11 protein-coding genes and 2 pseudogenes are annotated in these 12,242 nt (G+C 58.6%); 9 read left to right on the top strand and 4 right to left on the bottom strand.

Annotated features, from left to right (window positions below; translation table 11 throughout):
* Positions 1-115: 115 nt before the first annotated feature.
* From BMZ91_RS04200 to BMZ91_RS04235, 8 genes are all read left to right on the top strand, one after another.
* Complete coding sequence (locus tag BMZ91_RS04200) at positions 116-307, top strand: Flp family type IVb pilin (RefSeq protein WP_092835061.1); 192 nt, start codon at positions 116-118, stop codon at positions 305-307.
* A gap of 123 nt (positions 308-430) precedes the next feature.
* On the top strand, positions 431-1,909 hold the full coding sequence (locus tag BMZ91_RS04205) for a pilus assembly protein TadG-related protein (protein ID WP_092835063.1): 1,479 nt from the start codon (positions 431-433) through the stop codon (positions 1,907-1,909).
* Positions 1,906-2,391 (top strand): TadE/TadG family type IV pilus assembly protein, encoded by a 486-nt coding sequence (locus BMZ91_RS04210; RefSeq protein WP_092835065.1) that lies wholly within the window; start codon positions 1,906-1,908, stop codon positions 2,389-2,391. Before BMZ91_RS04205 ends, BMZ91_RS04210 begins: the two co-directional genes overlap by 4 nt.
* An 8-nt stretch (positions 2,392-2,399) precedes the next feature.
* Positions 2,400-3,014: a TadE/TadG family type IV pilus assembly protein gene (locus BMZ91_RS04215; RefSeq protein WP_177193782.1), complete on the top strand. Its 615-nt coding sequence runs from the start codon at positions 2,400-2,402 to the stop codon at positions 3,012-3,014.
* Positions 3,015-3,024: 10 nt separating this feature from the next.
* Positions 3,025-4,242 (top strand): CpaE/TadZ family protein, encoded by a 1,218-nt coding sequence (locus BMZ91_RS04220; protein WP_092835069.1) that lies wholly within the window; start codon positions 3,025-3,027, stop codon positions 4,240-4,242.
* Positions 4,243-4,257: 15 nt separating this feature from the next.
* Complete coding sequence (locus tag BMZ91_RS04225) at positions 4,258-5,676, top strand: TadA family conjugal transfer-associated ATPase (protein ID WP_092835071.1); 1,419 nt, start codon at positions 4,258-4,260, stop codon at positions 5,674-5,676.
* The gene (locus BMZ91_RS04230; RefSeq protein WP_092835073.1) at positions 5,676-6,635 is read left to right on the top strand and encodes a type II secretion system F family protein; all 960 of its coding nucleotides are present in this window, start codon (positions 5,676-5,678) and stop codon (positions 6,633-6,635) included. Before BMZ91_RS04225 ends, BMZ91_RS04230 begins: the two co-directional genes overlap by 1 nt.
* Before the next feature lie 9 nt (positions 6,636-6,644).
* Positions 6,645-7,631, top strand: coding sequence for a type II secretion system F family protein (locus tag BMZ91_RS04235; protein WP_092835075.1), 987 nt, complete (start codon positions 6,645-6,647; stop codon positions 7,629-7,631).
* A 345-nt stretch (positions 7,632-7,976) separates the two neighbouring features.
* Here the strand turns inward: BMZ91_RS04235 and BMZ91_RS04240 are convergent, their stop codons facing one another.
* The 3 genes from BMZ91_RS04240 to BMZ91_RS04250 form a co-directional block, all read right to left on the bottom strand.
* Positions 7,977-8,600 carry a DUF1638 domain-containing protein gene (locus BMZ91_RS04240; protein WP_092835077.1) on the bottom strand — a complete coding sequence of 208 codons (624 nt, stop codon included), beginning with the start codon at positions 8,598-8,600 and terminating at the stop codon, positions 7,977-7,979.
* Between the two features lie 305 nt (positions 8,601-8,905).
* Positions 8,906-9,439: a hypothetical protein gene (locus BMZ91_RS04245; RefSeq protein ID WP_092835079.1), complete on the bottom strand. Its 534-nt coding sequence runs from the start codon at positions 9,437-9,439 to the stop codon at positions 8,906-8,908.
* A gap of 46 nt (positions 9,440-9,485) precedes the next feature.
* Entirely contained in the window at positions 9,486-10,568 is a 1,083-nt protein-coding gene (locus BMZ91_RS04250; RefSeq protein WP_177193783.1) for an MBL fold metallo-hydrolase, read from the bottom strand.
* A gap of 967 nt (positions 10,569-11,535) precedes the next feature.
* Between BMZ91_RS04250 and BMZ91_RS04260 the strand changes: the two are divergent.
* Positions 11,536-12,015 (top strand): annotated as a pseudogene (locus BMZ91_RS04260) (IS21 family transposase); the annotation flags it as partial.
* 33 nt (positions 12,016-12,048) lie between these two features.
* Here the strand turns inward: BMZ91_RS04260 and BMZ91_RS04265 are convergent.
* Positions 12,049-12,242: pseudogene (locus tag BMZ91_RS04265) on the bottom strand (IS256 family transposase); the annotation flags it as partial.

Genomic DNA, 12,242 nt, shown 5'->3' on the forward strand with positions numbered 1-12,242 from the left:
AATGATGCGGCTGGCTTACATATTGGTTAATATTTCCTTACGCCGGCTAAAAACTCACAAGCTGGAACGTCATCAAATCAACCGGCCATATGTGCCGCAAGTCAGGATAATACCTATGAAAATTCAGATCAAAAACCTCTTCAAGCGTCTCAAGAGCTGTGAGCAGGGCGCAACCCTCGTGGAATACGGCATCGCGCTGGCGGTGGCCGCTGCGGTTGGCGTCGGTGGGTTCACCGCGCTGGGCGGCAAGGTCAGTACCAACGTGACGGCAGCATCCGCCGCGTTTGATGCACCCACCACCAATTAATACCCGTTCGCGGAGCGGTCCTTCGGGCCGCCCCGTCATAAACAGGGAAGTGCAAGACATCGCCCAATGTGTCCCCGGGGCGCGTTGGGTTTTCCTTTGTGTCGGCAAATAAGGTAAATCGAAATGTTTCCCCGTCAGACCATCACGAGATTGCGTGACGACGAAAGCGGCAGCATTCTGTTGCTCGGCGCAGTTACGCTTGTTCTTATGCTGGGCATGGTGGGCTTTATCTTTGATTTTGGCCGCAAGGCCAGCACCCACGCCGAATTGCAGAATTTCGCGGATTCAGTCAGTCTTGCCGCAGCGGCAGAGTTAGACGGGCGGGCAGACGCGATCACGCGTGCCCGACATGCCGCCGATACCCTCATTGCCGATCACCAGACATTCGCCCAAGGCGCGCGTCTTCTGGGCGCGTCTGATATTGTCGAAATCACCTTTTACAAGCCGGACGAGTTGGGTGGATTTTCTGGTGATGCCAGCCATATGACCGAAAATGCCCACAGCGCGCGATTTGTATCTGTGCGGCTTGCCGAGCGGTCGGTACTGGCCGGCCTGTCGGGTGCCTTTCGCCGCTACACTGGCGATACCAGCGGCAATGATGACGTCGGCGCCTATGCCGCTGCCGGTTTTTCACTGGAAGCGTGCAATGTGGCCCCGGTCGCCGTCTGTCTTCCCACGCTTGATTTCGACGCCAGCACAAGTGTTGGCCAGACCCTGGAATTAGACGCCAATATCACGGTCGGCTTGCTTCAGCCCGGTCAAATCCGGGTGGTCGATACGCTGACCGACTCGCTTGACGGGTTGAGCGTCTGTGCGAATCTGTTGGGGGGTGCCCTGGATGCCTGCCTTCTGGCGGCGCGCCAGCCAGAGACCGCCTGCACCGGCCAAGGTGGCTTGAAAATCTCGGCCAATCTGGACGGCTCCAACCTTCTGAATGCGCTCAATACCCGGTTTGGTCAGTTCAGCGGCATTGCCGGCGGCCTGCTTGGCAACCCGGATTTCTCTGGCGCACCGAGCGTCTTGCAGGGTGTGACCGATACTGTCGGGCTCTGTCAGCCGCTGGGCGCCGATGCAGGCGATCCCGATTTGCCGGTCGACGATTGCATCAGCGACGGTGGCTGTGGCGTGCAGGGTGATGGCAATTGGCAGGCCGGACGGCTGGCCTATATCGATGCGCATTACGGCGGCACCGATCCGCATCCCGAGGCCAATACCCGGTTTGAGTTTTACAAGGCTGAGCTGAATGCATCCGGCAACGTGCAGGTGCCGGATTCGCTTCTGTCTGGCCTCGGCGGTCTTCTTGGCGGATTGACCAATGGCCTGCTCGGCGGTGACAGTGGGCCTATTCCCAACTATTGCATGCCGCAGCAGAACACCGACCCCAACCGCCGCCTGATGGTGGTGGCTGGAATCGACTGCCTGTCGGCGAATGTCGATGCGAGCGTTTCGACAGCACCGGTGCAACAGTTTTTCGAAGTATTCAACCTGGGGCCGGGACAAAACGGCAAGTTGCAGGTTGAGATCACAGCCTGCCTGGGGGGCGATTGTGGCAAGGGCAATCTCGACACTGAGGTCGTCGAAGTCGTGAGGCTGGTGGAGTGAGGCAACCTGTCCTGACATTCTGGGAAGAAGAGAGCGGCGCCGCAATCGTCGAGTTCGCAATCATCCTGCCGATGTTCCTGGTTTTCCTCGGCCTTGCGGTCGAGGGAACGCGGATGTTCTGGGCGTTTCAGAGCACAGTGGCGGGTGTGCAGGATGCGACACGCTATCTGTCGCGCGCAATGCCCGCGGATTCGTGCAGCTCCGGGCGCAGCACCGCCGATTGGAACACCAAGCTGGGCGAGATCATCCGCACCGATCAATCTGGCGACAGCCCGTATCCCCAATCAGTGTCGATCACCGATGTCCAATCTGATCTGACCTGCACGACCGGGGCCTACCGTGGCGGGCTGGTGGGCGTGGCGAGTGTGACTGCGACCCTCCAGATGACCTTTCCGCTGGCCGGGATGATCGAGCTTGCGGGCGGCAGCTTTGCCTCGATCACAACCAGCGTGACCGACAGCGCGCGGGTGCTGAGCCGATGAGCCGCACCTTGCGCTTATTCCTCCGCCGCTTTGCCTTGAACGAAAGTGGGGCCTTTCTGGTCGAATTCGCCGTGGTGGTGCCGATCATGCTTTTCCTGCTCTTCGGGCTGATTGATTTTGCGCGGCTGGGGCTGGCCAATGTCATGGCTGACAAGGCCACCGCAAAGGCCGTGCGCATGGCTGTTGTGCGCCCGGTGGTTTGTCCGGGCGTCCCGAGGGTGGTCAATCGCGGTCTGCTGGGGCAGCTTTCGCTTGATCAGCGCAACGGCACCTCTTGCACCGCCCGCACAGGGCTGTGCGAAGACAGCGGCACGATCAGTTGCACCGGATCGCTGTCAAACGCCACGGCGGCGGACATCTGGGCGCAGGTCAGGCCGATGATGCCGACTGGGGCAGGGCCGGAAAACCTTCGCTTCTCGTATGGTTTTGATGCCTCCCTCAACCGGGTCGGCACGGCCTATGCGCCCGTTGTTACCGTCGATATCGTCGACCTGACCTTTGATTTCATTTCCCCGCTGGGGGCGCTGGCCGACTTTGCCGCCGGCTCCTCCGGTTCCACGCTGGGGCAAAGTTATACCTTTGCCTCGATGAGCGCCTCGTTGCCCTCGGAAGACCTTAGATAGGATCGAGACCATGAGCATTGCACAGAATGACATTGAACAGCACGTGGCACAGGCGGTCATGGTGACCCCCGGGCTACCGCAGGTTCTGATCATAGCGCGGTCACAGTCGGTGCTGGATACCCTAAGCCAGGAAATGGCGTCGGATACCAACGTACAGGGCAACACGCTCTGTGCCAGCTTTGTTGATGTGGTCGCCTGTGGCGGGGCAAACTGGGATCTGGTGAATTTTGTCGTTTTCGAGATCAGCGACGACATCTTAGCCGATCTGAACGCCGTGCGCAGGTTGTACGCGGAGCATGCCGACAGGCTGCATTGTGTGGCTGTCAGCACGACACCGATGACCGAGGCGGCCAAGGCAAGCTATCTCACCGCCGGCGTGGCCGAGGTGCTGGTTATGGGCGCTGCCAGGGACGGGGCGGAAAATGCGCCGACTCCCGCCCCGGCCGCTGAGGAAATTGCCACATCCGTCGCCGACGGGCTGGCCGACGCGGGCGGCGATGTGACGGTCGTCTTGCGTGCGCGTGGCGGTGCAGGGGCCACGACCGTCGCAGTCAATCTTGCAATGGATATGGCCGCGCACGCCAAACCGGGCGAGATCGCCCTGATCGATCTGGATTTGCAGAACGGCAGCATTGGTCTAGCGCTCGATCTGGCCGACAGCGCCGAGGCGACTGCTCTGATCCGGGCCGGTACGCCCCCGACGGCAGGCTTTCTTGATCACGCGATGGTCCGGCACAGCAGCGGTGTTGACGTGCTGACCGCGCCGGATGTCTTCGTCCCGCTCACCGCGATGACGTCTGACATGATAAGCGGCCTCATACAGGCGTTGAAGATGCGCTACGCTCATATCATCGTCGATCTGCCGCAAGCGGTTCTGGACTGGACCAGCCCGGTGTTGGCTGAAGCCGCACGCGTTCTGATCGTCAGCGACATGTCGGTGCCCTCTATCAAGCGGACGCGCCGTTTGACCGACCTCATCAGCGAAGAGCATATGACCCTGCCGATCCGTACCGTGGTCAACTTTGAGAAACGCCCGATGATGCCGTCGCAGGTGCATAAGGAAGCCGCGCATCTGATCGGACGGCCGTTGGACCACTGGCTTCCCAATGAGCCACGCGCGGCCCGTCGTGCAGTGGATATGGGCGTGCCGATGCGCTTGTCCGCCAAACGATCCGGCGCGACGAAGGCGATATCGGCGCTCAGAAAATCGCTGTTTTCCAAAAACTAAAAAGGGCTGCTTCAGATGTTCAAATCGTTCAATGAAACCTGTTCCACGGCGCCCAGCACTCAGGCGCCCCAGCCCCGGCAACCGATTGCCAAATCCGGGCTTCCGGCACCGGACGGCGGCGGCCAAAAAATCCCGGCCCGCGTCGAGGATCATGCCCGAGTTGATCCCAATAGCCTGCTGAAAAGCGAGTTGCACAACTTGCTCCTGGAACAGCTGAACCTTGCCGTTATCGACAAGGTTTCTAAAAGCGACTTGCGGCGCGAGATCGCTGCGCTGACGGCACAGCATCTACAGGACAACGGAAAGATGATGCCCTCGGCCGCCTTTCAGCAATTGATTGACGAGCTGCTGGACGAGGTGCAGGGTCTTGGCCCGCTCGAGCCCCTGCTGGCGGATCCGTCCGTGTCCGACATTTTGGTAAACGGTCCGTTTGATGTGTTCGTGGAACGCGCCGGTTTGTTGGAGCGCGCGTCTGTGCGGTTCCGCGACGAACGGCACCTGCTGCGGATTATCGACAAAATCGTTTCAAGCGTCGGTCGCCGGATTGATGAAAGTCAACCATGGGTCGATGCCCGTTTGGAAGATGGCAGCCGGGTCAACGCCATTATTCGCCCCTGCGCCGTCGATGGGGCCACTCTGTCCATTCGCAAGTTTTCGCGTAGGCCTCTGAATATGGAGAGCCTCTTGAAGAATGGCCTGCTAAGCGAACCGGCGGCGCGGTTTCTCGAAGCTGCGGTCAAGGCGAGGATGAATATCCTGATTTCGGGCGGTACCGGATCGGGCAAGACGACGATGCTGAATGCGCTGTCCTCGTTCATCGACCCACGTCACCGGATCGTGACGATCGAGGATGCGGCTGAACTGCAATTGCAGCAGGACCATGTGGTGCGGCTGGAAACACGTCCGGCCAATGCCGAAGGGCAGGGCAGGATCTCGCAGCGCGATCTCGTGATCAACGCGCTCAGGATGCGCCCGGACCGGATCATGGTGGGCGAAGTGCGCGGCAGTGAGGCCTTTGACATGTTGCAGGCCATGAACACCGGGCATGACGGGTCGATGACCACGATTCACGCCAACACTGCGCGCGACGCAGTTGGCCGCCTGGAGCAGATGGTGATGATGATCGGCGGCGATTTTCCGGTTCAGGCGATCCGGTCGCAAATCGCAGCGGGTGTGCAACTTGTGCTGCAACTCAACCGGATGGTCGACGGACACCGCCAGGTGACGAGCATCACCGAAATCGCGGGCCTCGAAGGCGACACCATCATGATGCAGGACATCTTCAGCTTCAAGAGAATGGGTCTGGACGCCGAGGGCAATGTGAAAGGCAAGATGATGGCCAGTGGGATCCGTCCCCGCTGTTTCGAGACGATCGTTGCTTCGGGCGTGTCGTTGCCCGCCGATTCCTTCAACCCGTATGGTGAGGTCGCGTGATGCTTGAAAACACCGGCAATCTGGTGTTGGCCGTCGGGGGGCTGGGCTTTGCCCTGCTGTTCGTCTTGGCGCTGGCGCTGATCTTTTCCCCCGAAAACCGGCAGGAGCAGCGCACCGTTGACCGGATGAAGGGCGCGCAAGACAGAGCTCGCAACGAGGCGATCACAGCGGCCATTCTCAAGCAGCGCCAATCGAACGTGGGCCACCACTGGCCGGTGATCGGCAACCTGCGTCTGTTGGTGCGCCATGCCGATATGGAAGGAAAAGAAACCGCCATTTTGCTGAGCATGATATTTCTGGGCCTTCTGGCAACATTGTCGTTGATGCTTCTGATCAATCTGGTTCTCGCCGTGGCCCTTGGTGCATTGATCGGCTTGTTCGGCACCATCGCCTATCTCAAGCACAAGCATCAAAAACGCATCACGGCGCTGACCCGGCAACTACCGGACGCGCTTGAACTGATGATGCGTGGCTTGCGGGTGGGTCATCCGGTCGGGGCGACTGTGGACAATGTGGGCCGCACCATGTCCGATCCGATCGGTCGTGAATTCCGTATCCTGTCCGAGCAGATCCGCCACGGCGATTACCTTACGGATGCATTTGCCGACCTGGCAAACCGGGTCGGGCAGGAAGATGTCGAATACCTGTCCGTTGCGATCAGCATCCAGCACGGGTCGGGCGGCAATCTGGCGGACGTTCTGGGCACATTGTCGAAAGTGGTACGGGAACGTATCGTGATGCGCCGCCGCGTCCGTGCCATTTCCTCCGAGGGGCGCCTGTCGGCCTACCTTCTGTCTGCGTTGCCGGTGCTGATCTTTTTCAGCATCACGATCAGCTCGCCCGGGTATTATACCGACGTCAGTGATGCCCCGGTATTCATACCCATTGCCGTCACCATTGTCCTGCTTGTCGTCGGGAATTTTTTCGCCCTGCGTTGGCTTGTCACGTTCAAGATTTGAGGCCGTTTCATGTTTCTGAATGAACATTACGATGCCGTAATGGCGATGATGGGCCGGTCCGGCTTTCTGGTTCTGCTCGCAGGATTTGCGACATCATTTCTGGTCTTCGGCGTTTTTGGTCTTTTTGCGACGCGCGACCGCAGCGTTGTGCGCCTGCGTGCGTTGTCGGCCGCGATGACGTCTCGTGGCCCTGCGTTGACCCGCGGGCAGGAGGCCGAGGCCCCCCGCGGCTGGAAGAAAGCGCTGATCCCGGAAGACCCGTCGATACGTGCGCAAATCCGGTTTCAACTCGCGAAGGTCGGATTTGACCGGCCTGATTCCGTCGAGCTCTTCTTTGTCATCCGGCTGGTTCTGGCGCTGTTCGTCCCGGTCACCGTAGTCGGGCTGATCGGCCTGTCGCAAGCGGGGCTGTTGCCCCGAGCGCTGGCCGATGCACTTGACACCACGTCCTGCGTGCATCTGATGCAGGTCGCCGCCATCGGCGCGGCAGTCGGCTTTTATGGTCCGGGCTATTGGTTGAACAAGCGCATCCGTGACCGCAGAATGAACATCACACTGGCGTTTCCCAATGCCATGGACCTGATCCAGGTTTCTGTAGAGGCCGGCATGTCATTTGACGCGGCGGTGGCCCGTGTCGGCCACGAGTTGGGTCGCGTGGCGCCGGAACTGGCCTATGAGTTGCTGTTGTTGCAGATGGAAACGCAGGCAGGACGGGACCGGGAAACCGCGCTGTTCGACATGGCTGAGCGGATGGGAATCGACGAGGCAAAATCCTTCGCTCTGGTCGTCGTGCAATCAATGCAGTTTGGCACCAGCCTGACGGCAGCGCTGCGCACCTATGCCGTCGAGATGCGCCAGATGCGTGAACTGGCGGCCCAGGAGAAAGCGAACAAGCTACCGGTGCAGATGTCGGCGGTGATGTCGATACTCATGCTGCCTGCACTGTTCCTGATCACGTTGACGCCAATCATCATCCGTTATCTCGAGGTCGGCTGAGTAAGTCTTGCTGAGGAGTGTCATGGGCGCAAGCAGACGTCGTTGTTGAGAGTGTCCGATCTTCCGTGTAACTGGGAACTGGTCCATGCTTTCTGAGAGGAGCAAGGACGATGACCCCTAAAGGGTTCGCAGCCTCAAGCGTCGAACATTCAGAACCAAGTACGAAGACGTCCGGCACTGCAATAATGCACCGACACACACGTGCCCCGATCCTTCTGCGCGCCACCCAGTAGCGACCACTCTTATTTCTTACCACAGCGATTCAGCCCTCGATTTCCTGCACAAGGCGTCGGATCTTGGATCGATGGGAAGAACGCGCCCATGACCCCCATTGCAGGAGGCCGTTCATGGGGCAGCCATCGCAGTCAACAAGTCACCGTAGCCGCAGAATTTATACTCATACTGCAAGCCTAATCGGTCTGCGATTTCCTGTGCCTTGAATTCGAGCGCCTCGTCCTTCACCTGAGGCATGAACAGGAGCTTCGTGTAGTTGCCAAAAACAAACTCGGCCATGTCAGGACGCCGATCCAAAGCCAAAGCTTGCCAGACAAATTTATCAAAGTGGCGGCAAAAATAATCCGTCAAATAGAATGTTGTGATCTCGTCGTCTGAGCGTTCGGCAAATGCGTCGTTTCCCATGAAGAATGAAAAACAGTGTGGCCCCGCTATTCGTTCAATTCCGCCTTCTTCCTCAAGCACCTTGTCCAGGAGGCCACCTGTCCCGCAGTCGCCGTAGAGAACATATATTTTCTCGTAATCACCTTGCGCAGCCCTTATCTTTTTGCGGACGGCTTCGGGGATCAACTGGGGATCATGGTGAAGTCGGGCGGGCAGGCAAGTGACATCCAGGTGTTGCCACTTGTTCATCTCGATCAGATCGATGATCTCACGTGCAAGCGCACCGCACGCGATCATCAACGTGCTCCCCATTCCTTTTTTGAACCGGTAGTGATCTTGCGTATCATTCATGGCATTCAGACTATCTCAATCAGGGCTGCGATACATCGAGTAATCGCCATAAATCGTGCATCCGCGACATCACTGGGTTGGGGCACGGAGCGAGCCAGGAGGTAAAGGTTCTTGCGTCGGCCCGCTGGCCAGATCGCCGAAGAACGCCAACCTCCTGGTGGTGTGCAGGTCCTTGTGGTCTTTCCAGCAGGCGACGTTCAATCTATGGAGCGTCAGGTGCACGATGCGGTGTGAAGGGCTTCTCGGGGTCGGTCTGGTGGACCGATCCAGCCCTGAACGGGCGGAGCCCGGGCTGGACCATCGTTTCAGGATAGGCCGCCGTGATCGCGCCGATCCGCGCGATGCGCAGCAAACCGCCGACGAAGGCCTTTCAACGCAATATCTACCGTAACCGCATAGATCACATGCGCCACGAGGGAGAGCCAGCTATAGGCGATAAAGCCAAGAAAGATCGGCCGCCCGGCAAGCGGTGCCAGAATGGCCTGAGCGACCAACCACAGCAACACGCCCCATGCGATGCTCGCCCCTATTCCGCCATGCCATCCAAGCAGGTTACGCAAGGCAACAAAGCTCAGAGGCATGACGGCCACGCCTAAAATCAGATGAAGGCTCACCGCCAACGGCGTTCCAAGGGATACCCCCAAAAGGGTCTGACCAAGCGCCTCAAGAAGCAAATGCGGTCGCATCGGCATGCCGACGATCGACGGGGCGATGAACCACGCGAGAAGTTCAAGCACGACCTCTCCGATCACCCCTGCATAGAGGATGAGCAAAAGGGTGTCGGTGTGCCGGGGCGGGCTTGAGGCGGATGATACCGCCATGGTGTCATCGGTTTGCATTTGGTCTTCCTGTGTTCAAAAGGTAAGTGATCGGGTTGTGGTGGCGCTACTGCGCGGAGACGGCTCTCTCAAGGGCCTGTAACGGCTCGGCTCCATGGCCGTGCCCGCCGACGATATTGGCGACATCAAGGTTCAGAAAGCGGATCGCGGCAAGTAATTCACCAGCCCAAAGCGGGTGTTGGGTATCGCGCCCCGGTGAGAACAGGTCACTGTTGAACAGTAAGCGCTCGGAAGGCAGATACACGACAAGCATGTCGTTGGCGTGGGAGTTTGGCACCGCGTATAATGCCACGTCTCGCCCTGATCCGGCCAGCGTTGCATGTTCTGTCACAGCCGTGATTTCGACGGTGATACCTAGCGTTCTTTTCACAACATCGTCAAAGAGGTCTCTGGTGCCGGCGGGTACGACCAAGTCAGCGCCCGCAGATATATAGGGCTGAAGACCGCCAACATGGTCATTATGATGATGGGTCAGGATAAGCTGCTTAACCGGCTTGTCGGGCCACCGCTCTTTGAGGGCGCGCAAGACGGCCCTTGAACGGCGATCATAAAGCGGCGCATCGACGACGATCAATCGGTCAGAGCCTTCAATCACGAGATTATGGTGACTGCTCCCGGTGATCTGAAAAACGCCATTGCCGACCCCAAGAAACCCGACATCTGAAGATTGATCCTCATCCGCCGGGGCCGCCATGTCCGCCCGGCGCAGAAACCAATGTGACATGTCCCAACCCCAGTCATACAGGCCGCCCGTATCATCGGGCGCACCCTGTCCTTCGGGAATGGAAAACCGGCCCGCAAGGTTGGTTTGCGAGTAGCTGACATCTTCCCGGATCTCGCGGCGCACCAATGCGCCATCGACATGCTTGGCCATCCGGAACGGCGTTGTGATCCCTGCGACGGCCCGCCAATCATCATAGCTCGCGGTAACTTTCACCTGACCGAGAAGCGGATCCGTTTCCGTCACGGTAATCCGGCGGGGTAGCATCGTTGCGTGATCCAGATCGACAATCCAGACGGTGCCCGCATCGGGCAATTTCAGAGCCAGCCGATATTGATCCGCGCCGGTTGATCCGGGCCCGTCCGAAACCGCCTCGGCGTGGGCCACAAGGAATTGCGGGTTAAGCAACCAGATATCCTTTTGCGTGGCTCCGATACGCGCAGGCGCCAGTACCCCACCCGCACTGGGGCGAAAGCCGTCTCTGCCGTTCCGGTATCCTTTCGCACCGTCAAAGATTTCGACAAAATCCCAATGTCCGGAAAAGGGAAATGCTGTTCGCAAGTCAACCTCACGGTGAAATTCGCCCGTTGCGGGCTGCCAGGTGACTCGGGTCGTATCATCGGATGTATGGATGGGTGTTTCGCTCACGACATTCTCGAAGGGCTCAAAATTTGAACCACTCCCTTGGATTTCCACGGCCTTGACCGCTGTAAGCGCAGGAAGGCCGCCCAGAGCCTGTAAGGTCTGATCGTGAACAGACCGGCCTTCTGCACTTGCACTGGATAAGGAGAAAAACAGCGCCACCACCAGACAAAGCCCGATCGAAAATGCGTGCGGCACGTGGTCGATGACAGATCGAATGCAGCGTCCGGTCTCTGACCGTAGACCCACTTTGACGCCCATAGAGCGAGCAAAAAACCTCCTTACCCCCATCACCTTACCTCCGCTTTACAGAAAATATTTCGAAGGCGGGCGAGACCACATTCAGAGCAAAGAGTCATGTAACAACACATCACGATGATTTTAGCGCGCTCAAGGCATTATACCGACCTGCACTGATCAAAACTCAAGAGTCCATTGACGGTGCCCGATGGACATGACGCGTTCGGGCGTGCTGATCAGCTTGTTCCAGGCATCACAGCAAGACAAGATGCGGGAAATGGAGGTGCTATTTGACGAAACAGAAATCGCTTTCGGGAATTTGACGGACGAGGAAAAGAGGTCACTGAAGTGGTCTTGCTACGGTTCAGTTCCGGTCTGTGAACGGCGGAGCAATACTCGGCCACGGTAGCGGCGGCATTGTGTTGTCGCGGGCGGCGTAAAAGTCGGCCACTTTTGCCCTTTCGATTTTTGGGAGGGCTTGGGGATATTCACCGTGGATTTGTATTTGAAGGTCCGTCACGCTCACTTTGAAGAAGGTTTGAGTGGGCGTCAGATTGCTCGGGATTTTGGGGTCAGCCGGGACAGTGTCGCGAAGATGTTGGCCTATTCCGAGCCGCCCGGATATCGCAGGACCGCACCGATCAGGCGACCGAAGCTAGATCCTTACACCGGCCAGATAGATCAGTGGCTGGCCGAGGATAATACCCGCCCGCGCAAGCAGCGGCATACAGCCAAGCGGATATTTGAACGGTTGCGCGATGAATGCTGGTATGATGGCGGATACACGATTGTAAAAGACTATGTGCGTGCCAAGAAGCGCGGCAGCAAGGAGATGTTTGTCCCGCTATCCCACCCACCCGGCCATGGCCAGGCGGATTTTGGCGAAGCGTTGGTTGTCATCGGTGGGATTGAACAGAAGGCGTACTTCTTTGCCTTTGACCTGCCACACAGCGATGCCTGCTATGTCCGCGCTTGAGCTATGCTTGAATATGGGTGATGCGCATCATCAGGCGGCGCGGTTTTCGGTGTCGTCGGTCACTTCGACACCGTCGTTGAATTTGCTTCCTTCGATGACTTTTGGCAACTGGTTTCTGCCCTTGAGCCGCAGCCATTTCTTTGATGCGGCCTGAATGAGGGTGAAAACCATCAGCTTTGCGGTTTTTTGTGACAGCGCGCCTTTGGTGCGCACCGTTCGGTGCC

It is taken from the genome of Roseovarius lutimaris (assembly GCF_900115165.1).
Classification (GTDB): Bacteria; Pseudomonadota; Alphaproteobacteria; order Rhodobacterales; family Rhodobacteraceae; genus Roseovarius; species Roseovarius lutimaris.